This window comes from Bartonella sp. CL100XZDX (genome assembly GCF_042195375.1).
GTDB lineage: Bacteria > Pseudomonadota > Alphaproteobacteria > Rhizobiales > Rhizobiaceae > Bartonella.
The window spans coordinates 25,796-48,539 of sequence record NZ_JBHIOH010000054.1 but is presented as its reverse complement, the minus strand read 5'-3'; the positions used below and the strand labels follow the sequence as shown (position 1 = coordinate 48,539).

The following is a 22,744-nucleotide window of genomic DNA, read 5'->3' as shown; positions in this document are numbered from 1 at the left end:
CTTTTTGATAACTTCAAGACACAGGTAAGATATCGAGTTGAATGACCTCCAAAGATTTCGCGCTATTCATATTGATATATAGTGGACATTTATGTCTTTTATACAGTTTTTTTTATGAAATATTATCAATAAGTTACAACAAATTACAGGATTCATTTTTAGGACTATTTTTTGTAATATTTTAAAACAATTGGTGGGTGCAATGGAGGTAAAATGATTAGCGCCAAGAGTCAGTTGGAAGGCAAAAGTTCATGCGTTTTTAGCCGGTAAGAGCAAGCGATGAGAAACGACTAACTTTTAAGCTGCGGGCTTGATATTGTGCTTCTTTGGTGTTCTTTACAGTTTTTGCAATTTCTTTTGCTTTGCTTTCCGATGTCCCAAGGAGGCAAGCTAGTCTGGTATAATCTTTTTCTTGTATGGCTTTACGATCTTCTGAGGAGAGACGATTGTGTAGTTGTCGTGAAAAGTGATGGAGTTCTTGTCGCAGTGAATGAGAATGGAATAAAGCTTCCCTTTGTTGTTCTTCTGGTAAGGCAAAAAGGTTTTGTAAATTTTTTCCAGGTTTTTCGACAGTGTGGTTCAGGCGATTTTGTTCTCTTTGGTGTTGCTCTAGAATTGCATCTTTTGTTTGTTGTGTTATTGCGCCATAATTTTTAAGGGCTTGGCTGAGTTGTGGAACAGTCTGTTCCGCTTGTCTGCGATTTGAACTTTTCATGCCAAATATTTTACTCCCAGCAAATTTAGAAATTGATTGAGGGTTTTGTAAAGTTTCATCGGCAAACTGATTTCCTAAGTTTGGAGCTGCCGTTATGATATCTAATGTTGTCTTTAAGGCGTGGGCTTTACCATAAACAATCTTTGATAAATTTTCGATTTCTTTTCGGCTCCCTTCAACATAAGCGTCATTTGAAATCCTTTCAAATAACTCTTCATGGGTAAGAGGGGCTAATGTTTCTTTTGGGATCAGTGTTTCTTGTAAGCTTTGAACGTTGGTTTTTTGAAAGCAGAGGCGGGCACCGTTTTGTAATGTTTTGACGAGTTCTGGGGTGAGATCATCTTTGTGTCCGACGACGAAAGCCCTTTCTACTTCCATGACAAAACCTTCTGCTGAAAAACCTCTAAAGATACCTTCATAGGGGATCCCTTCTTTTGCGGCAACAACAATACGATTGTTAATTTCATCCAGTCCAGCATTTCTCATTTGGGAGATGAATTCTTTTAAAACAAGGGATTTTTGCGGATGCGTGATATCTTCAAAAATATCTTTCATCGGTTGGGGATTGTCATATTGCATGGCTTCAATACAAGCTGCTGTCATGCGTCTTTTTGTGATGAAAGAAAAGTCAATGGTATGTCCTGCTGCTTGTCCAAGTTTTTCCATAAACATTCGATTTACGCGCCCATTCCCTTTTCTGAAAGGATGTGCGTGCTCGAGCACCATAAAAACTTCAGCGGCATTTTTAGCAAATTCTTGGCGCGATAAACCTTTTAAACTGTTCTTCTCATTAAGTGTTTTTTCGAGTTGTTTTAGTTTTTTTTGAATCTGCGGTCCGATAGCAAAAGGAACTTCGTAACCTTTGGGACGCATCGCCGGCATATGAGCAGAGGTGCCGTCTTCAAATGTAAAGGATATATCGCGGGTTTTTCCAGCCCATTCAAAAGTTTTGTGGAAGAGGCTCCAGTGAATTAATTTTAAATAAGTGGAATCAAATTTTTGTGGAAGTGGTTCATGGCGAAAATTGACGACTTCTCTGGCGGTATCATGAGCACAGCGTTCATACAGTTTTTGGGGGTCTTTTATGCCATATTTATTTTTGAGTGTTAAGGTACCTTTGTATAGATAATTTTGCTCTAACATATAATCTCTCCTAGATAGGGTGGTGGTTGATGAGCGTCTTAAACGCTATATGTGAAAAATCCCCATTCGCGTGTTCTTTTGAAATTTTGGGTGTTATGAGAGGGAGTGCTTTTTCCTACAGTGTACGTGGTTGTATCGATCGTTTTGTGATACTTTTGGAAGTTTTTTGGTGTGAGAGATGCCAAATGTTCTGTTGTGATTGTTTTCGTGTATATTTTCTTTTTTCGTTTATTATCCTGTTGTGCTGTAAAATACTGGTATTGAGGGTGCTGATGTGAATCCCATTAGCGGTCAAAAAATGGATTTTCTACAAATTGACTCTGGAAAAAACCTTCATTCTTTGAGGTGTAAGGAAGAGGTCAAAAAGAAAAATATTGCTTAAAATTGTTGTCTTTTTCCTTTAATAAAGTTGTTTGCAAGAGCGCTTTGATGAGGGGCGTGGATATGGCGGGTGCAATCGCTCTTGGTTTGCGGATGGAGTTGGTACTTTTCATACACAGTACTCAGATTAGTGAATCTATGGGCAAAAGCAGTCATCAAGAATTTTTCTCCATTACGCTTTTCTTATCGCTCCATATGAACATCTTGTTTGTATTTGTTTGAAACAAAATGTTTTTTATTTTTGTATTGTTGCTTTTATTGTATTGCGCTGCTTTAAGCTTCATAAGAGAGGGAACTCTTTCTTTGGTTAGGGAGAAAAGCCTTTTTTCAGCGCTTTATCATTAAAATAGAACACTTTATGATATCGTAAAGGGGGAAAAGCTTGTATAAGAGTGATTTATTCATTTTGATGTATACCTTAAATGTTTTTTGCGAAAAATCGATATTCTTGAGTGGAGGTGTCTTGAGAGTTCTTGTCTCAAAGAACAAACTTTTGTTTTTCTTGAGTCTTGATATTGGTGATTAGCGTTGTGAAATGTTTTTGGTTGTTTGTAGGGGATAAATTATACACAAAAAGCTTTGTAGGAATGTATTTACAGGACTTTCTCAAGTGGAGTATGTCGGTTTAGTTATAGATGATTTGAGGGGATTGGTCTTTTTTATAAAGACGAAGGGCGCTGGTAAAATAATACATAAAATACAAAAAGGAAAAAATACGGATTTTTTTATCATGATTTCCTTATGTGTGTGAGGAAGTGGGCATAAGCTTTTTGTTAAGGGGCTTTTAAAAAACAAAAATGTATGTTGTTTTTGTTCTTTTCATAGTCAAGATCTCATAAATAGGGAGTTAGTTTTTCTTTTGTGGGGCAAAGCGGTTTTTTGCAGCAGCAGCTAACATTTCTTTTCTTCTGAAATAGATGGCGCGACCACATCGCAAAGGGGGGTGTCCTTGCATAAGAATAATTTGTTCATCTTGACGCATTTCTTGAATAACCTCATGGGGTAAAATCAGGGCTCTTTGTTGGTAATTGACGTTGTATGAACTCTTTCCTAAAGATAAGCCTCTTGATTTGCTTGTTCCGGTTACTTCAACGGTCATTTGCCCACAGCGTTCTGAAATGTCTTTGGCAGTTTGGAGGTCTTTAATGGCAGCATAGCTGACAAAGGAGCAGCTTTCAAACCATGAGCGTGCTCCGGCTTCTCCAAAGTGATTGACCAACTGACCAGAGGATTGGTAAAAAAGCATTAAGGATGTACCGTATTTACGTCCACGATCGCGCGCTTCTTCTAAAATATTCATATAGCCTAGAAGATCAACTTCATCTAAGACAAATAAAACACGCTTTTTATAGTTACCGTCTGCTGTAACCATGGCATTGAGAAAGGCGCCAATAATTACACGTCCAATAGCTGGATAACTGTTTAAAATGCTTGCGGGGAGATTGAGAAAAACATCTGTATTGCCATTTGCAATATCTGAGGAAAAAAAATCATCTCCGCAGACAAGATCTGCGTAATTGGACAAAGAAAGCCATTGGGTATCTTTTGAGGCGGTTGTATAGACTCCTGAAAAGGTTTGTTCTGCCATTTCTGTAAAAATACCAACCATTTCACGAATAAAAGGAGAAGGTGTTGTTTCTTGAATCATGCGTAATTGATTAACAACAGCTGTTTCTGATTGAGAGAGAATGCCACGCAATGTTTTTAAATTGCGCTCGCTGTCTTCATATTCATCAGAAAATACAACGTGAGCAAGAAGAGCTGTTAATAAATTATGGGCTTGTGTCGAGAAATATTCTGCTGAAGAATTGTCTGATTTTTTATCTGTAAGGAGCAACTTGGAAAAGCTTACAATATTCGCTTCGCGTTGTGTGCGTGGTACGCTGTCGTCTAAAAGCCAATCGATGACATTAAAATTTTTTGTTAAAAATGAATTGGGATCGAGAACAATGACATTTCTATTCCCCATCTTTTGACGCGCAAATTTGACCATTGGGGCAACTTCTGTTGAAGGATCAAGACAAACAATAGACCCTGGATAGGTTAAACACGTAGGAACTACTGTACTTGTGGTTTTATAGCCACCAGAACCAGCAAAAAAGATCATATGAGTTGAACCAAAATCAAGATTAAAGGTTAGCAAAGGGGCTGTTCCACCCTTTCCCCATGTTGTTTTATTGCCAGGCGCAAAGGGAATTTTGCACACATTATCTTGATCAACACGGTATCTTTCACCCACAACAATTTGCCCATTAGCAGGAAAGATTTTTGCTGCCTCTCTTAAATTCATCCAAGAGGCCTCACCAAAAACACCTTTTTTTGCACGCTTGACCTTATTTTTAGGTGGAGAGGTTGTTATGAATTGAATGATGGAAAGAAAACCACCAATGATGATGCCAAAGACAACCATGGGGTCCATGAATTGAAGCGCATAGCTCCACGTTATTCCTTGTTGGCCAACATAGGGACTTAAACGTTTTATTTCACCACCAATATAGTAAAGAGCGGTTGTTCCAAAAAAAACAACGGAGACAAAAGTGATTATTTTACGTAAGTGCAGTTTTTGCGACAGACTATACAACAATGAAACAGCAGCCGTTAGTGCTAAGACTAATAAAGGCTCAGAACGAAGAGTCCAATAAATTTGATCGCTCTTTAGTCCATTTGTTATTAACAGTAAAAAATGAGGGACAAGGAATATCGTTAAAGCACCTAAAGCGATTGGTGTTAAAATAAGTACCATTTGTGTTTTGGTATATTTCATTGTATTTTACTCTCAATTCTATCAGAATATGTTGCGAAATGCTCTTTTTCAGGTACGTGATATTAACTCTCATCTCTTTTTGCAAAGGTGCAGATAACGCCAAACAGTTTTCGTTTATGAGCCTTTCTCATCAAGGAGGAAGGTTTTATCCATTCTTAGCAGGCCATAGCGAATGCTTTGGAATGGCGCATTGTGCATATTTGTGCTTGCTGATGTACTTCTTTGGTTTGCTTAATAATTTGTGTAATTTGTTTGGCTTTATTTTCTGATACACCAATGCTTTGAGCCAGTGTTTCATAATCATTATTTTGAACTGCTTTATGTTCATTTGGTGAAAGACGGGTGTTGATCTTTTTTACAAAGTTGCTGAGCTCTTTTTGACATAAAGGATTTTTTGCTAAAGCTTCCTGCTGTAATTCTTTTGGCAAGGCGAAGAGATCTTGCAAGCTTTGACTTGGCATTTCTATTGTTTTTGCAAGGCGACTTTGTTCTGTTGCATGTTCTTGCGTGATTTCCTTTTCAGCATATTTTACAGCATACGCGAAATTTGCAACGGCAGTACAGAGCATACCAATATGATTTTTAGCGTTTGCACGTGCCTGATTTTGTAGTCCACATAAACTGAAACCTGCAAGACGAGAAACAGAGCTCGGTGCCCTTTCAATCTTGTTGGCGAGCTGTTGGCCTAAGCTTGGATTTTTGATGATTTCTACCATCTGTTTGTCTAATGTTTTTGTATTACCATAAACAATTTTTGACAGTTTCTGGACCTGTTTTAGGCTTACGTGGACACAGGCATCTTCTGCAACCATTTGGGCCGTTTCATTTTTTGTCAAAGGGGCTAATTTCTCTTCTGGAATGAGAATGCTTTCAAGCTCTTTTGTTTTGGGAACGGTAAAGGTAAATTTATCACCGGGTTTTAATGTTTTGAGTTGTTCTGGTGTGAGATGTTCTTTATTGCCGATAATGTAAGCTCCTTTTACATTGCAGGCAAAGCTGTTAAGACCAGCACCTCTATAGGTGCCCGTGTAGGTTTCACCTTCCTTTGTGACCATAACAGGGCGATCATTCACACTACGCCCAAGTTCTTTCGTGTTGCTCATGAATTCCTTTAAAAGAGGTATTTTATTGGGATTAGAGATATCGTCAAACAGATGTTGCATTGGTTCTAGATTGTCATTTTGTATTGCTGCAACACTAGCAACCAACATGCGTTCTTTTGTAACCAGTGAAAAATCAAGCTGATGCCCTGCGGCTTTGGCAAGATTTTCAAAAAAGATCCGTTGTGTACGTCCGTTGCCTTCTCTAAAGGGGTGTGTATAGTTGAGAGAGGCAAATATTTTGGCTGCTTCATAAGCAAATTCTTTGCATGATAAATCCTGCAAATTATTTTTTTCGGCAAGCGTTTGATCTAATTTTTGTAAACCTTCTTGTAATTCGCTACCGACTGCAAAATTTGTTATTTTTTTCATTACTGGAGCGACGGCAGTAGTACCATCTTCAAATGTAAAGGGAACATTGCGGGTTTGTCCAGCCCATTCAAAGGTATTTTCAAATAGACATTGATGAATAAGGCATAGATAGGAGCTATCAAACTTTTCTGGTAAGGGGGCTTCACGCAGATTAACCATCGCTTTTGCTGAATCATGCGCACATCTTGCCGTAAAAGCGTCAAGGTTTGTTATTCCATATTTATTTTTTAATGTTTTGCTTTTAGGATACATATAATATTCAGGGGAAGGCACTGTGGATGTCACATCTGTTTTTTTTAATTTTGCTTTTGGCATTGTAGCTTCCTTATAATGTCGTGTTGTCCATAAGAGTATTAAATTCCTCGAGTGAAATATTCCCCTTTGCGTATTCTTCTAAAATTTTCAACGTTTTGGAATGAAGCGCTATTCCCTCTATTGCATGGGTGCTGATGGCTGCTTCAACGGCTTCACGGCGTTTTTTCAATTCTTCTTCTGTCATCGATAAAAGATTTTCTCTGTTTTCTGTTTCTTTGGTTTTCACGCATTTTTCCTTTTATTTGCAATCGTTTCTTTAAAAGAGCCTTTAGCAGCCGGTGTGATCTTCCTTTAGTCCCCTCCAAAGATGTTTCGTTGTTTGAAGGGATCGTAATAAATTTCTGTGACTTTAAATTTTCCTTCAATCCGTTTGCATTGGATGATGATATCAATCATTGAAATCAACAGTCCTCGAATATCATCACGCTCTAAATCACCACCGCCTTCACTTTCTTTGACCAAAAGGGTCATCTGCTCAAAGGCTGCAAGGGCTGTTGAGGCATGAACCGTTGTAATGGAGCCTGGATGACCTGAATTGACATTGCGGATATAATAAAAGGCTGTACCATCTCGAAGTTCTTGCAAAAGAATACGATCAGGACGCATCCGTAAAGATGATTCAAGCAACTCTTTGGGGCCAACGGAGGCTAAGCCTTGTCCATCTTTTGAATAGAACATTGAGACATGGTTAGGGTGTGGTATCACCAATTCTTGTGTGTCTTCGATGGTGATAATACGCTCTTCTTGAGGGATTTTTGCGATTAATGCTTTTGATAATGTTGTTTTACCCGAACCGGTTTTTCCCGCAATTAAAATATTTTTTTGGCATTCTACAGCTTGATTTAAAAAGGAGACAAAGTCTTTATTACAGTAGGCATGAGCTAAGTTATGCTCGATGATTTTGAGTTCGTTAAAACGAGAATGATAGTCATGCAAGGGCGTGAAAGATACCCGTTCACATAGCGAGAAGAGGCCCTTATTTGCGAGCTCTTCGAGAGAAAAACTCTGCGATGACGGTTTACGAATTGTCATACTAATCGTGTCTTTTTCGACAGCGGGCGGAATGACAATTTGAATACGCTCATTGCCTGGTAGCGTTGCAGATAATATTGGGTTTTTGTCCGATATGTTTTGCTTGGAATAGGATGCGACAACTTTCGCAATCCCCATAAGCTCATTAAAAGAGAGAGCCGGAGCTTCTATTGTTTTCCATCCATCAAACCCTTCAGTCATTACTTGATAGGGACGATTGATAACAATTTCAAAGAGACTATCATCTTTCAAAAAAGTACTGATGGGTTCAAGTTTTGTGAGAACAATCGCAACGGTTTCATCGCTCATGGTATGTAAGTTTGAGTTCATTCTAAAGTTACCGCCGAATTTTTGTAAAAGTTTCTTGAAACAGCTCGATTGATAATCTGTTTTTTGTTTTCGATGACTTTCAATTTATAAACGCTGGAAAAATCTAAATCGCGGGCAACAAAGATATTCACCATTTCCCCTTGGTTTTTGGATAATGTTGGAGGAATATTGGCGTAATTTTCTACGAGAATGTTTGCGATGTTTTGTCCTGAAGAGACTGTTTCAGTTTCTTCTTTTTCCTGTTTTTTTGATAAACGTTTATTGGCATAGTGTGTTACATCTTTTATTAGTGATACAAGAAGCGCAGACCCAATCCTCTCAAGCCAATGGTTATCAATATCTCCATCCATACCAGAACGCCCTAAAGCATCCGTTGCCGGTGAAGCTAAGGATATAATGATACCATTGGGGGTTTTTGCTCTATTCCATAGTACAAAGAGACGTGTTTGGCCTTTTTTCAATCCGGCGCGATATTCACCAACAATTTGGGTGCCTTTATCAAGAAGGACAACACGACCATTGTCTGATAAGATATCTCTGGAAACAATACAACTGGCAAAACCTTGTTGATCACTGTTGATGGCTGTTTCTAAAATACAAGGGATAGACGTTCCCATCGCGATGATGTAGTTTCGATTGCCAAGGGTTGAAGCACGAATACCTTCAAGCACTGTGGGTTTAAGAAGATGATTAAAACGTTGTGTTATTTCATCAGGTTTGCTTTCAAGTTGGTGAGGCAAAACACCATTATTTGTTTGTGAATCTATTTTGCCTTGTTGTGTACTTGCATAAGCTAATACAGGAGCACGTTGTGCTGCTTCCAGCAGTGAGTTATCAGAATTTAATTGATTGATGTTTGGTGTTGGTAGTTCGACTTTTGGTAATAGAGCGTTATTTCGTTGAGGTTGTTCAAAGGGGGGAGGGGTAGGCTTTGCAGGGCGAAAAAGCTCTGTTTGTTTTATAACGTTTCCTTCTTTTGAAGATTCAATTGGTTGTTTTTTGTCTGTAACAAGTGTTGAATAGGCTAAATAAAGACAGACACTGAAAAGAATAATAAGAGCAATAGCTTTCCCCACATTGTTCTGTTGACTTTTCCCTTGAGCATTTTTTATTGTATCGCGATCATTAATGCTTTTTTCATCCACGGTGTTATTCATGGCTGCTTCCTAGGTTCATTTTACGTTGTACAGATGGTGATGTCGTACCTGTTTCAGGATTAATTCCTTCTGGTACGAACCTTTTATTAAAGATGCACAATACTTCATTCCCACGTCGTAACGTGAATTGTGCACCTGTTGCATGAACAATAACTTTGTTGCCTTTAATCGATTTGGGAATAAGCGCTTCTTGCCCATCAGGCGATACAATGTAAATGGCAGGGATTTCAATGTTGCCTAAAAAGATAAAGGTTGTTGTTTTCCCATTATCATAGACAGAAGCGGGTTCAATAAGGGAAGAGCCTTGGGCTTCATAAGCCCAATTGCGTGGTCCAAAATCTTCATGGATATTTAAAATATCATTGACAAAGTTTTCTTCACGTTGTTTTTCTTTTTCTGCTTCGGCTAATTTCTTACGTAATGCTTCATCTTCTGGGTAACGAAACTTTACCAAGAAATACGTCTCATTGCCGGCTGAAACATCACCTTCACGGACTTGTAGCTCGAATTGATAAGAGCGTTGTGTTCCATCTTGGCGGCTTGTGACAATTTGTAAATTGGTCACAGGTTGGACTTCGCGTGGTTTGAGAAAAACAAAGTGTCCAGCCGGAGCAACTTGCCAAGCAACCGAATTTCCAATTCCTACATAGGTTACTTCTTCATCAACGGCAAATTCTAGTTGAACCGAAGAGCGAATGGAGCCAATGATTTGTACGACGTTGTAGGGGTCATAATTGACAAATCTGATGCGGTTATCTTTACGTGCACTGACAGGCGCTGTTTCTGCAAGTGAGAGAACTGTGTGAAAGCTGAGAGTGATCGTAAAAATTAAAGAGATTGTTTGTAAAAGTCTGATCATTTTATCACCTCTGGATCAGATCTATATTCCGATACTTGAAAACCAAGAGGGTTGATAAGACGATCAGACGTTGAAATGTGTGCGTTCACGTAGGAAAAATTTAAGATTGAAATCCAATGGGAAATATTTTCTTTTTCATTAAAGTCTCTGATCGTTTTATAGTAACGAACTTGGATAAGATCTTTGCTTATAAAAGAGATTGATTTGATTGTGACCGTAGCAATCATGTTATGATAAATATTTTGCGGACTTTCTGGATTATTGCCCGCGTACCATTTTGCAAAACGGTTTTGTTCTTTTGGAGAAGATAAAAGAGAAACTAAGCGAAAATTGTTTTCTGCTTCGGATGCTTGAAAACCTTCACGAGCACGAACATATTGGCTGGCAAAATAACGCGTTATCGCTTCATCATAGTCGTTAGGGGATTCTTTTAGGGCGCTTACAGTATCAATAATGCCTGTTGAGTTATCAACGCGGATAACAAAAGGCTCTACTGTTTTCAAAGGCGTCAAAGCTGCGACAGCTAAAGCCAGCGCAATCGTCATCAATCCCAAAAGCACTGTTAAAGCCATGGAAATTTTCATCCGCACGCGCATGCTATGCATGCGATCAATGTCAAATGAGCGCGCTTCTTTTATATATTCTTCAAGGGCATCACTTTTCACGCATAACCTCCACTTTTTTATCAGATCGTGCTTCATGAATAACCGGCTTTAATAAAGCTGAATTGAGTGCCAAATTGGCTGTTACCTTTTCACTTTCCAAAGTATTGAGAATGATGGGAGTGGTAACAGGCTTTACGCTCTTTTCTGAGTGGACAACGTTTTTATTGTCCCAATTCCACTTATCTTTATTTAAAGCACGTGTATGTTTGCCATTACAGCGTGGTGGTTTTTTAGGGCCACTCAAAGAGGCACAACCAGTAAGAGCGATTGTTAGGACCATAACAAAAGTTATTTTTCGTTTCATTTTTTGAACTCACAAATATCTTGGAATACAATGCATGAGAGCCTTTATTCTGAACATTTTTACAAATTTATATGATGCAAGATTTTGATTGGTTTTGTTGTAAGACCCAAGATGCTAGATCTTTCATGGAACAAGATCATGGTGCGTGCGCCAAAGGGCGCACGCAAGGCAAAAACAAAAATGCTTATTCTTTTAAAGAGGTGCTTTATCTTAAAATCGACCACGTCCACCTCCGGATCTTCCTGCTTTTGCCGCCGCACCTGCCGCACCTTTACCGGCAGCTCCTGAGATTTGTAAAGTGGCACTTTTTATTGCATTCCCACTCGCTCTTGCACTATTGGCAAGCATTGTGAAAACCTGTCCTCCTGAAGAGACAGCAGTGTTAAAGTATGGTCCGCCAGAGGCCAGCGCTGTTGCAATACCGGGAAGCGCACGGAAGATAATAACCCCTATGATCGAAATGACGATGACAGGGGGGAAAAGAACATAGATTGATTCATATGAAACTTTGAGAACCTGTAGGATAACTTGACATATAATGGTTCCAAGCATGATCACGAGAACTTGTAAAATGGTAAAATTGATCAAAGTTGTAATCCATGCATCGGAGTATTTTCGCGTTGCATTGAACAAATACAAACTAATGAATAGAGGACCAAGACCTATAATCATGACGAGTGCAACTTGTGCAAACATTTGCACAATAAAACCACCTATACAAAAAAGAATAACCGCGAGAAGCATGATAGAACCAAGAAGACCCACAATGATCTTTTCAAAAAACCAAGCATTGTATAAGACTTCTTGATAGCGCGAACTTGCCTTTAACAAAATATAATCAAAAACATTGGAGCTTGCAGGATTGCTGTTAAGCGCATTCCCAATAGCGTTGGATAAATCTTTGAAGAAAATATCCTTGACGTAAGTATTAAATGTATCCGCATTCGTTGCCATTGTTGTAACAACAACGATTTTAACAACATTATTGAGAAGACTATGCATGGAAAGCGCAACGCGACCTGTCATAACATTATAGCCATAAAGAAAGATAAAAATGATTGCAGCGAGATTTAAGGGCGCTGAAATAGCAGAAGATAGCCCACTCACCGTTGTGTCCATCACATTATCTAAGGGTTTTAAAATATACCCAGAAACGCTTTCAAAGGGAGAAAAACTAAAGTCTGACATTTGTATTCGTACTTTCAAGTTTTTCTTTTAATTGTTTTTCTTTTTCTTTTAATTGTGCCTCAAGATGTTTATGCTTTTGTTGTTCCTTTTCTTCACGTAATTCATCTTTTGTTTTCGTATCTCTTGCTTGAATCATATCGAGAGACTGAAGTTTTAAAGAACTTACTTGAAGATCTGCTTGAAGAAGAGAAAGCTTTACTTGAATCTCTTGTCGAAGGGTTTGCAATTCTTCGGGTTTTGTGTCTGGTTTTGATTTAATATTTTCAAGTTGATTACTTATTTCTTTAATTTTTTTTGCAGTATCTGTTGCACTTTTATAAATGCTTTCAGCTGTTTCTGATTTTGCAGTATTTAATTTTTGTGTGTTCTCGAGTGCTTGTTTATAATATTCCTCCGCATCGGGTGTCGTTTGTGATATTGCATGAGAAATAAAAGAAAAAGATAACAGTGTAACTAAGCCATATTTTTTCATTGATTTTTTCTCCTTTGATAAAATATGGGCAGCCATTTGTCAGGGTCAGCTCCATATTCGTTGATAATTTCATTCATGAGTTCAATGTTTTTTGTTGTGCCGCTTAAAACGGCGATCTCATCATTCATTCCACGTAAGTTAAGTTCTGCAACAACGGAACTTTGCCCCTGTTTGACGAGAAAACGACGGGATTCTCTGCTTAATTCTGACTGTATCAGTTCAAATTCACGCTCAGTAAGTTTGAAAGCTTCGACATAATCATTATAATTTGCTTTTTGATTTGGAAAAAATATTTGAGTGGGGCACTGCTCAATAATTGTGTGCGCGATTGTTGAGTTCAAAGCGTCTTTAGGGCTTTGTGTTGCAAAGAGCATCATGCCATTTTGTTTACGGATTGTTTTTAGCCGATCTTGAGCAAAAGCTTTGAATGAATCATCTTCCAAAGCTTTCCAGAATTCATCAACGACAATAATGATGCGCCGCCCATCAATCAAATCAAGAATGCGGTGAAAGAGATACATCATTAAGGGACGCCGAATTTCTTCATTGTCTAAGAAATCGGTCATGTCATATCCAATGAATTGCGCATTTAAATTGAGATCATCTTGATCATTATCAAAAACCCATCCTAAATCATTGCCTCTAATCCAGCGTTGCAGCCGTATGGCAATCCCTTCTTTGGATGTGTTGTCAAAAAACAGTTGAAGTGCACCAAGAGAGCGCTGGGTTGGGGGTAAGTTTTCTAAGGAATCAATAGCTTTGGCGATATCTTGTCGCTCTTCTTCTGTTACGATTTGCCCTTCAGCGCTTACCAGCTTTAAGATCAAATTACGAAGAAAGATTTTATTTTTTTCGGTGTATTCCATGCCCTTTAAGGGAGCAATACCCGTGGGCTGCCCATTTTTTAAAGGTTTGTATTTCCCTCCTCCAGCCCGTACAAAAATCTCTGCTCCTTGATCTTTATCAAAAAAAACCATTGTTGGATTGTGTTTTTGTAATTGTGCAAGAAGAAAATTAACAATCACTGTTTTACCGGATCCCGATGGACCACAAACAAACGTGTTTCCAAGATCGCCATAATGAAAATTAAAATAGTAAGGTGAACCAGCCTGTGTTTTTAGCAATGCGACAGCAGCTCCCCAAACATTATCTTTCAGTTTGCCAACGGGAAAAGAATGGAAAGGCGATAAAGCGGCAAAGTTTCTGCTAGTAATGGCGCCTGAACGCGCCCGATAGCTAAAGTTTCCAGGAAGCTGTGCCCACCATGCTGCTTCCAATCCTAAATCTTCTCTGGCAATCACCGCTCCTCCATTGGTTAAATGGGAACGTGCTTTTGATAAGTTTTCAGACAATATTTTGGGATGATCAGCAAAAACAGCTAAAGAAATGTGGTGTTCTCCCAAAACAAAACGGTTTGATTCTAAATCATCTAGCGCTTCATCTAGTGCATCGATTTGTGAGCTAGCACGATCAGCTGCATTGATCATTTGATTTTGTTTGCGGCTCATAATTGCACTGGCGGCTGCCTTACTTTTAAAGACAAAGGATTGTGTTAAAATGAATTCAAATGGCACCGTAAGCAGACCATCAGTCATACCTGGGCGTGTTTTAGAAGGATACTCTTTCCATCCAAACATGCCCACAAAGCGTTCATTGCTTTCATGGCGAATTTCGATAATTTCTTTCCCAAAAATAACACGATCCGAGTAAATTGTTGAAGCAATAGTTCCAAATGTGAGAGGAATACGCTCACGTCTTCCCCCTACCAGCTGGTGGAGAAATTCACTTTGTTCGGAAAATAAAAGTCCTTCATGTTCATAGATTGATAGCAGACGGACTTCATATTCTTCCAAACCTTGCATAAGATCTTGACTTAACTCTTCGAGTTTACGAATAGCTTCCTCATCGGGTTCAGATTGTGTTTTCTTCGCTTTGCTCAAGCGCTGAAAAAATGAAACCAGCTTTTCTGTTTTATCCGCTGCCGGATTCCAAAGCAGTGAAATAAACAAATCATTTCTATACAGTTCTTGTGAAACCATTTTCTTTTTATATTTTTCATCTAATGTTGTTGCAAAAGATGAAAGAAAATGACCTTCTGGGTATATCGTTTCACGGCGGCGGATGATGTGAGAATATAAAGCAAGCCGTTCGTCTGCGATATTTTTTAAAAGGGTGTTTAATTGGTTGTGTAAAGAATTTAATTGATCAATATCCGCAGTGTCAAAATTTATACCCTCAACAGCCAACACAACCATTAAACAACGTGAATTTAAAGCAACGACATGTCGGTTGATGTAGCGTATATAGGGAATATATTCTTCAGGCAAAGTTTCCCGTTTCATTATTGACATCTGTTTCACCGGCTTCGTTCCTTCAGCTTAGTTCCTTATAAGTGCGGATAAGGCGTAAAGGGGAGGTCGAACCTCCTCCCCATCTGTTGAGGTTTTTTTGTTTTCCTCGGGTATTGAGCCATGCAAATAATACGCGAAATTGGTTGTGATCATACTTTGTCACTTCTCGCAAAATAAAGTGCATCCCAATCCCAAGACCAAACATGGTAAAATCACTGGTCAAAATGAAAAGAATGGATGTCGCCATGACATTAAGCGCCATCGCTTCCATTGTAACACCAGCAAACATGGCTGGGCGCGTACAGGCAAGGAAAAGAGTATCTTCGTTCATTTATGTTGTGCCCGCTAATTTACCAACGAGAGCAGGGGCACCAAAAACAATAGCAATCCCCAGAACACAGTAAGCTGCTTTGCGTAAGTCAATAAAGCCGTACATCCAACCAATCCCCACAGCAGCAACACATATAATTGCAATAAGCTTTGCCGTTGCACCCGTCATCATTGCGACAATGTTGCCTAAAACACCATCAAGATTCCCGAAACCACCTTCACTAGCAGCAGGAGCAGCATAAGAAAGATCAGATACAAAAACTGCCGTAAAAAGCAGCATGGTCACGATAAAAATGATGTTTTGGAATCTATTATCTGTCATTTTACCTCTCTTTAACAAATAATATTTGTTCATATGTCGACATTCCATTGCCTCTAACAAACTGGAGAGTGTTGTCATTTGATGACAGTTTAATTCTCCTCATTTGTTTGTTTTTAAAGCCTTGATCGTGGATCTGTTCACTCTCAAGCTCTTCTTCTTAAAGAGACAGAAGTCTTTTCAAATTGAGATTGTGCTACATGAAAATGGCAATTTTAAGTTGTACTCGTTTGTAAAAACAACAATATTAAAACAATGCAAGAAGGAATATTATTCTTTACAAAGTGTAGTTAATATGCAACACAGATATTTGAATTTTTTCTTTAAAAACAAGGGGATTGCTGATAAATAATGTGAAAGGATAGAAAAACAATGAATTTTTTGAGCGAGCGTGTTAAGAAATGCTATTTAAATTGATTGTTATTGTTTACATTATGGGTTCCATAGTGTGGGGATTAAGCCAATATAAAGATAAAATGGATTTCAGCATTCTTAAAACATTTGAGACGCAAGATATACAAGATATTGTCGATCTCTATCGAGAAGAAAAAAAGTTGGGTAAATCTATCACCAAACAGCAATTAGAAAAAAATGAATCAGCTCTCGATTTGCAGAAGAGTGTTTCATTAAATGATGTTGCAAATAATGCTGTTGTTTTTCATGGTAAGGCTTCTGTTACAAGTGGGGTTACATTTAAATTACTGACGCCTTCTGCACAATCTTGGCGATCACATATCATCCGTGATATTCATCTTTATGGTGTAGACACATGTGCACCCCGTCAAAAAGCAAGATTAAATGATCAAGAATGGCCCTGTGGTGTGGTTACAACGGCTTGGCTTGTCACCAAAACACTTGGGCAGGATTTATCCTGTAAACAGGCTTTGATGCACAATGGTGTTTATTATGCGCAATGTTTTGTTCAAGGGGTTGATTTAGCTGAGGCAGGTCTTACAGAAGGTATGTTGGTACTCTCAAAAGAGGGAAAAAATCCTATTCCAGCCCAGTATCATCATGCGGAAGAAAAAGCACGTGGCAACAAGATTGGTCTTTGGTCAAGTGATTTCACTGAACCTTTAAAATGGCGGAGAGATAATGGATCTTACAACCCCTTTGCAAGTCCGTGATTGGTTTTAACGAACATATTTACTTAAATCTTTATAGAGAAAGCTTTATCAATAAAATTGTACCAAACCATAGAGCAAATGTGAATAAACCGTGAGATTATTTTCGTTTATGAAGTAAATGGATGATACTTCCTTTTTCAGGGAGGTTTGCTCTCAAAATCGCTCTTCTATTTTTACTTATGTGTTTTATACAAGCAGGAAAACTTCATTGTTGGTGGCAAAGCATTTTTGAGTATTTGTGTTTGAAGGAGAAAGTGAGACGATAAAAAACGCTCAAGAAACGGATTTCTAGAGCGAAGTTGAAAAAGTGAAAAATGAACAGCCCCCAAAATGGGATAACGTTTGATATAACTGATAGAATATTTTACAATGCCTTAAAAGAATTCCTAGCAAAAGTTTTCTTCATCAGAATTTTATCTTCAGGATTGGATCACGTTTTTTACTTCTTTAAAAGTGATCAATCTGTTGCATTCCTTGAAAAACTTTCATAATTATCTGCTTCTAAATTCAGATTTCTAAAAGATGGATGGATTTCAAGTAGACTCTACACGAAGAAATCTTCGTAAAAATGATTTGCCTTGTTGATTGTTTTCTATGTACCATAAAACGTTTCTATTTAAGCATTCGATGGGGGAACAATAATCAACATACAAATAGGTAAAAAGAGCTCATACTTTTTTGTTATGGCTTTGTGGTTCAATGATCGTGAGACTTAAGTATTATAATGCTCATAGGCTTTCTATAGGGCTAGGGGCGATGCCTATTGCAATGTAACTATTTGAAATCAGTTGGACAAAAGCATTAATGCGCCTTCTGATTTCGTCATTTGTGTTCAGTTTTGGCCCTTTCCCTTCTCATTGTATTTTATGACAAACTCATATGATAGCTATTGTGAGCTCTTCTTTGCGTTATTTTACTCAGAGTGTTCACTTTGAAAGCAAGTCAGTGATAGTGAGGCTGTATTCTCATACAGTGTGAAAATTCAACCCTCATTTGGGGGGATGATATTAACAGATAAGATATTTAAAGAGGGATAAAATGAAAAAAAAATTATTTTATTATGCACGGCTCTATTATTCGTCGTGGGGTGTAAAAAAAACTATAGCGTAGAAGATTTTAAAAAAGATGCAAAATTAAAAGAAGAATGGGGAATGAAGTGTTTTTTTTCAGGACAAGCTGTTAAGGAATCTAAAAACTGTCAAAATGTCTTACAAGCAGATACTGAAATGTTTTTCTCGCCAAAGCTTGATGTTACAGACAGTGGTCATGCATCTCAACAGTAAAGTGTGATATAAAAATTCTAAAATAAAGAAGTTACGGCTCAACGAATACTCGCTTCTTCAATTGTTATAGCGGAATTTTTTATCATTTTTCATCTTTCAGATGAGCTCCCTAAATCATATTCGCAATCCTATTGTTTGTTTCAACTTTATCAGATTGAGGATTATGATCATGAGAGAACTAGATACATTGTCTTATAGAAATATCTCTCAAGGTATCCAAGCCTATTTTGCGACGCTGTTCGTAAAGGGTATAACGGTAAAGCCATTGAGCCCCCCATCTTTACGCTTCATAACGGAGTAAGCCTTGCACCATCACATAGTTTGCCAGCTCGTGGGTGTTGCTTACAGCTCTTGGTACTTGAGACGGTTCATTAGAGGCATTTTTAATTCTTACTTAATAGTTTTTATCCATACGCCTCTTCCCACTTGTAACCTGCAAGAGATATAGTTTTGGTTGTTTCAAGATAGACAGATTTGAAATGAAAGAATCTTACGATATTCTGGATTCTCATTTAACATGTACAATAATGAATACTCATTATAAATCAACATGTTGCCTTATGATAGAGTTGCTGTAGCATTGAGATTTTAGAGGAAAAATATGCCTTTAAAACTTTATAACAGATACTAAGTCTTTATAGCAGGTATATTAAATGCACATCATCTAAAATAAAGAGAGCGTCCATAGCGAAAAGGTAGCCCCCTTTAAATACGGATAAATGCTTATTCTGTTGTGCTGTAAAACGCTATCGTTTGCGGGTGTGGTGATATAAGACATAAGACTTTATACATGGGGTGTTTTGATGAGAGAGTGTGATGAATATTCAAGGGATGGCTTGCTTGTATAATTTTGTGAAAGGAACCATATGAAATGGGAATCTGAGAAGGAGCTATTTTTGAGAAGGCGGATTATTCATCAACCGGTTTAAGAAGGGGGTTGCATCCTTTGAAGGTGTGGGGAGAAAGCCAAGAATAGGGCATGTAGTACCCTATAGCTATGCTTTTAAAGCGTTTTAATTTTGATCACAAATTAAGTTTAAAATCGCTTTCTGTTTGACAGATGTGAGGACTCTAAAACTTTTTAAAAGCAAATATTCCTCTTTGCTCGAGGCGATTTCATCATAATGGTACGGGGTGTTGTCTTTTTTGATGATATCAGTGTAAAAAAAGGCAAGTGGAACATTCAAAATATCGGAAATTTCCTTTAAACGCCCTGCGCTCACGCGATTTAAGCTTTTTTCATATTTCTGGATTTGTTGGAAAGTGACACCTAAATAATGCCCTAATGTTTTTTGAGACATTTTTAGCATTTTTCCCCCACCGGTTGCGAGCGCCCTCGCATGAGTATTCCGGGAGTTAAAAGTACTGAACTCAAATCAGCATTTTTCTTTTAGTGCTGAGAAGCACTTGGACATAGCAAAATCTCCCGGAATTCCGGGATATCCGCAAAGCGGGGTCAATTCATGTTTGAGTTTTCAGGCTTTTAATCCCTATTGGTCGTTGCGTATGCGACCAAGACACTTTCTGACTCATAAAGTAATTTTAGGAGATTGGCAATAAAAATAGTTTTTCTTGAGACGGACAGATTTTTCCAAATGAGAGGTTGTTTGCCTTTCAAACTTTTAAGGTTTGCTTACTAAACGCATGACATCAGATATGCATTTTACGAAGGTAAACCTTGGTTTTTAAGCTCAAGGCACCGCTTACGGTGTTGCTCTTAACCAATAACCAAAATGGCTTGTTTTGATGCGTCTGAGATATCATGATGATAGGGGAAAGCTTTTATGAGTAAAGAGCCCTCATGCAAAATAAACTCAAAACATTATAGATCTGATTGTTGTATATTCACACATTTTTTTAAGAAGATATTTCTCAATGTTAGCGCCTATTTTACAATGGTGCTTCGTAAAGTATATAGCGTAAAAGCCTCTATGAATGGGATAAAAGCTATATTGAAAAAAAGATGCTCGGACGGCATATACTCTCGGCCAGTTCAAAATATTACGACAGTTTTTGCCTTTGAAAGGGAGCATAAGAGCTATTTTTTCTTTCTTCACGTGTTTTTATCTGTAGGCTCTCCGCTTATAATGTGTAAGTCAATAGTTTTGATTGATTCAATATAAACAGATTTGAAATGCGAAAATATATTGGGCTTTCTCATGATGCATGTTTTTAAGAGGGGGATACGTTTATTTTCTCAGTGAAGAATTTGAGTATTTTAGATCAAAAACTCTACCAACGTCGTTGTTGTTAGAATTAAAATTTTTATGAGAAAAATGAGCATTGGGGAATGATAAGCTTTTGTTATCAAGCATTTTAGAATTTTGCACAACTTAATGATAACTTAGTTATTTTATCATTTCTTATGATCTCTATAGACGATAAAAAGTTGGGATATGGTTTGAGAAAGCAGATGACACAAGTATTATCTTTCGGTAAGTAATTTTGAAGTAAAAGACAGCTTTAAATGACAAATAGAGATAGGTGCACCATGAATGAAGTTACCCATATTGAGACTATTATAGCGCATTATGATGCTGTTTTTTGTGATGTGTGGGGTGTTGTGCATAACGGTGTACATGCATTTGAACCAGCGTTGAAGGCGTTGTATAAAATCCGACAAATGGGAAAAACTGTCATTTTATTGACCAATTCTCCTCGGCTACGGGAAGATGTTGCTGCTCAATTACAAAGTATGAATGTTCATAGCGACTATTATGATGCCATTATCACTTCAGGGGATGTAACGCGCGATCTTATTCTGACTGCTCCGCGTAAAGTTTTTTTCATTGGTCCACAGCATGATTTGGTGCTGTTTGAAGGGTTAGAGTGTGAATTTGTTGAAGAATGGGAGGCTTCTGTTGTCGTCTGTAGCGGTTTTCTTGAAGATTTTGACGAAGAACCCTCTGCTTATGAGGAGATGTTTCGTCGCATGCGGTCGCGGAATTTACCTTTTATTTGTGCGAACCCAGATGTGATTGTCCATTATGGAAATAAAGAATTTTGGTGCGCTGGTGCATTGGCTCGTCTTTATCAACAATTAGGGGGGGAGGTGCGCATTGCTGGAAAACCTCACGCGCCTATTTATGAATGTGCCTTTGAAAAACTTCAAAAAATACGGGGAACAGTAGAAAAAAGTCAAGTTTTAGCTATTGGTGATGGTCTTTTAACGGATATTAAGGGGGCGGCTCATTTTGGTCTTGATGCCCTTTATATTATGGGGGGGATTCATCATTATGATTATACGCAAAATGGTGTGGTTGATAAGCAAGCTTTGCATTCTTTTCTTGAACGTCATGGTTATAAACCACAAGCAATCATGTGGGTACTTCAGTAATGACTAATTTTTTGCGTCTTCAGGGAATTCATATGTTTCCCTCGGCTTGGCGGGGAGCAGTGTTGGCACTTGGAAATTTTGATGGTGTTCATTGCGGACATCAGGTGGTGTTGCAAAAAGCGCTTGATTTCGCCCGTATAAAAAAGAAACCAGCAGTTGTTTTAACCTTTGAACCCCATCCAAGAAGTTTTTTTCAACATTCAGCTCCTGTCTATCGTTTGACAGAGGCAGCTGAAAAAGCTGAAATTTTTAAAACCCTTGGCTTTGACTGCGTGATTGAACAGCCGTTTGATGCACAGTTTGCCGCTCTTTCAGCGGACGAATTTATCAAGTCGTTTTTAAAGGAAGTTTTTGATGTTTCAGTTGTGGTGACAGGCGAAAATTTTCAATTTGGTCATCAGAAAAGCGGAAATGTACATCTTCTTTGCCAAAGGGGAGAGAAATATGGATTTGAGGTTGTGCAAGTTTCTTGCGTTTCTCGTTCTCAAGATTCACAACCTTTGATCATTTCTTCTAGTTTTATTCGGCAACTTCTCTCACAAGGGGAAGTGGACAAAGCAGCCCATTTATTAGGGTATCACTATCGGATACGCTCCAATATTATTCAAGGTGAAAAACTTGGACGTCTTTTGGGATTTCCTACCGCTAATCAAATGTTGCCTCCCCAAGTTCGTTTGGCTCATGGTGTTTATGCGGTACGTTTGCGTCGTGCGAACGGTGTTTTGTATGATGGTGTTGCAAGCTTTGGTTGTCGTCCAACGGTTGTTAAAGATGGTGCTCCCCTTTTGGAAACCTATTTGTTTGACTTTAACGACGACCTTTATGGGGAAAGCTGTACCGTTTCTTTTTTCCAGTTTTTGCGAGGACAAGAAAAATTTGATGGGCTTGAACCTTTGATTGCGCAAATGCATCGTGATGAAAAAAAAGCAAAAGAAATTTTAAAGACAGTACAACCATTATCAACGTTGGATAGGCTGCTTACTTTTAAAAATATGTCCTAAACTGATCTGAAAAAGAGAGAAGAGCTGTAAAAATAGCACTTAAAGTGATTATAATCACAAACATATATTCCAAAACATCGTGGAATATATGTTTTTTCCGTTGTTGAGAGGGAGAATCGAATATCTGAAGATCTGATTTTGGCATCATTTTTTTCAAAGTTAACTTTATGGTTTTTGTTGTCATTCAAAACTTTACTGC

At 38.1% G+C, this 22,744-nt stretch carries 19 protein-coding genes; 4 read left to right on the top strand and 15 right to left on the bottom strand.

Annotated elements, in window-relative coordinates:
* Positions 1-259: 259 nt before the first annotated feature.
* The 14 genes from ACFILU_RS06210 to ACFILU_RS06145 all read right to left on the bottom strand — a co-directional run bounded on the left by ACFILU_RS06210 (position 260) and on the right by ACFILU_RS06145 (position 15,800).
* Positions 260-1,858 (bottom strand): BID domain-containing T4SS effector, encoded by a 1,599-nt coding sequence (locus ACFILU_RS06210; protein WP_375675202.1) that lies wholly within the window; start codon positions 1,856-1,858, stop codon positions 260-262.
* Positions 1,859-3,086: 1,228 nt separating this feature from the next.
* Positions 3,087-5,003, bottom strand: coding sequence for a Ti-type conjugative transfer system protein TraG (traG, locus tag ACFILU_RS06205; protein WP_273790952.1), 1,917 nt, complete (start codon positions 5,001-5,003; stop codon positions 3,087-3,089).
* 155 nt (positions 5,004-5,158) lie between these two features.
* Entirely contained in the window at positions 5,159-6,790 is a 1,632-nt protein-coding gene (locus ACFILU_RS06200; protein ID WP_375675201.1) for a BID domain-containing T4SS effector, read from the bottom strand.
* Positions 6,791-6,800: 10 nt separating this feature from the next.
* Positions 6,801-6,974: an antitoxin VbhA family protein gene (locus tag ACFILU_RS06195; protein ID WP_275065231.1), complete on the bottom strand. Its 174-nt coding sequence runs from the start codon at positions 6,972-6,974 to the stop codon at positions 6,801-6,803.
* A gap of 107 nt (positions 6,975-7,081) precedes the next feature.
* Entirely contained in the window at positions 7,082-8,152 is a 1,071-nt protein-coding gene (gene virB11 / locus ACFILU_RS06190; RefSeq protein WP_273790955.1) for a P-type DNA transfer ATPase VirB11, read from the bottom strand.
* Positions 8,149-9,309 carry a type IV secretion system protein VirB10 gene (gene virB10, locus ACFILU_RS06185; RefSeq protein WP_273790956.1) on the bottom strand — a complete coding sequence of 387 codons (1,161 nt, stop codon included), beginning with the start codon at positions 9,307-9,309 and terminating at the stop codon, positions 8,149-8,151. The genes virB11 and virB10 overlap by 4 nt, the downstream gene beginning before the upstream one ends.
* Positions 9,302-10,168, bottom strand: coding sequence for a P-type conjugative transfer protein VirB9 (virB9, locus tag ACFILU_RS06180; protein ID WP_375660912.1), 867 nt, complete (start codon positions 10,166-10,168; stop codon positions 9,302-9,304). Before virB9 ends, virB10 begins: the two co-directional genes overlap by 8 nt.
* Entirely contained in the window at positions 10,165-10,869 is a 705-nt protein-coding gene (locus tag ACFILU_RS06175; RefSeq protein WP_273790958.1) for a virB8 family protein, read from the bottom strand. Before ACFILU_RS06175 ends, virB9 begins: the two co-directional genes overlap by 4 nt.
* The gene (locus ACFILU_RS06170; RefSeq protein WP_273790959.1) at positions 10,823-11,137 is read right to left on the bottom strand and encodes a type IV secretion system protein VirB7; all 315 of its coding nucleotides are present in this window, start codon (positions 11,135-11,137) and stop codon (positions 10,823-10,825) included. The genes ACFILU_RS06175 and ACFILU_RS06170 overlap by 47 nt, the downstream gene beginning before the upstream one ends.
* A gap of 210 nt (positions 11,138-11,347) precedes the next feature.
* On the bottom strand, positions 11,348-12,325 hold the full coding sequence (locus ACFILU_RS06165) for a type IV secretion system protein (protein ID WP_273790982.1): 978 nt from the start codon (positions 12,323-12,325) through the stop codon (positions 11,348-11,350).
* Positions 12,312-12,797, bottom strand: a complete 486-nt coding sequence (locus tag ACFILU_RS06160; RefSeq protein ID WP_375637741.1) for a type IV secretion system protein VirB5 — start codon at positions 12,795-12,797, stop codon at positions 12,312-12,314. The genes ACFILU_RS06165 and ACFILU_RS06160 overlap by 14 nt, the downstream gene beginning before the upstream one ends.
* Positions 12,794-15,148: a VirB4 family type IV secretion/conjugal transfer ATPase gene (locus ACFILU_RS06155; protein ID WP_375675227.1), complete on the bottom strand. Its 2,355-nt coding sequence runs from the start codon at positions 15,146-15,148 to the stop codon at positions 12,794-12,796. Before ACFILU_RS06155 ends, ACFILU_RS06160 begins: the two co-directional genes overlap by 4 nt.
* 22 nt (positions 15,149-15,170) lie before the next feature.
* Positions 15,171-15,479 (bottom strand): type IV secretion system protein VirB3, encoded by a 309-nt coding sequence (locus ACFILU_RS06150; protein ID WP_212112790.1) that lies wholly within the window; start codon positions 15,477-15,479, stop codon positions 15,171-15,173.
* On the bottom strand, positions 15,480-15,800 hold the full coding sequence (locus ACFILU_RS06145) for a TrbC/VirB2 family protein (protein WP_375675199.1): 321 nt from the start codon (positions 15,798-15,800) through the stop codon (positions 15,480-15,482).
* Between the two features lie 398 nt (positions 15,801-16,198).
* Between ACFILU_RS06145 and ACFILU_RS06140 the strand changes: the two genes are divergently transcribed.
* Both ACFILU_RS06140 and ACFILU_RS06135 read left to right on the top strand, forming a co-directional pair.
* The gene (locus ACFILU_RS06140; protein ID WP_375675198.1) at positions 16,199-16,924 is read left to right on the top strand and encodes a hypothetical protein; all 726 of its coding nucleotides are present in this window, start codon (positions 16,199-16,201) and stop codon (positions 16,922-16,924) included.
* Between the two features lie 1,049 nt (positions 16,925-17,973).
* Positions 17,974-18,207 carry an EexN family lipoprotein gene (locus tag ACFILU_RS06135; RefSeq protein WP_375675225.1) on the top strand — a complete coding sequence of 78 codons (234 nt, stop codon included), beginning with the start codon at positions 17,974-17,976 and terminating at the stop codon, positions 18,205-18,207.
* 1,013 nt (positions 18,208-19,220) lie between these two features.
* On the opposite strand, the gene ACFILU_RS06130 is transcribed toward ACFILU_RS06135, so the two are convergent.
* Positions 19,221-19,508: a helix-turn-helix domain-containing protein gene (locus ACFILU_RS06130; RefSeq protein ID WP_375675197.1), complete on the bottom strand. Its 288-nt coding sequence runs from the start codon at positions 19,506-19,508 to the stop codon at positions 19,221-19,223.
* A gap of 1,190 nt (positions 19,509-20,698) precedes the next feature.
* Here ACFILU_RS06130 and ACFILU_RS06125 point away from each other — a divergent pair.
* Both ACFILU_RS06125 and ACFILU_RS06120 read left to right on the top strand, forming a co-directional pair.
* Positions 20,699-21,544, top strand: coding sequence for a TIGR01459 family HAD-type hydrolase (locus ACFILU_RS06125; RefSeq protein ID WP_375675196.1), 846 nt, complete (start codon positions 20,699-20,701; stop codon positions 21,542-21,544).
* Entirely contained in the window at positions 21,544-22,545 is a 1,002-nt protein-coding gene (locus ACFILU_RS06120; RefSeq protein ID WP_273790966.1) for a bifunctional riboflavin kinase/FAD synthetase, read from the top strand. The genes ACFILU_RS06125 and ACFILU_RS06120 overlap by 1 nt, the downstream gene beginning before the upstream one ends.
* The last annotated feature ends 199 nt before the right edge of the window (positions 22,546-22,744 follow it).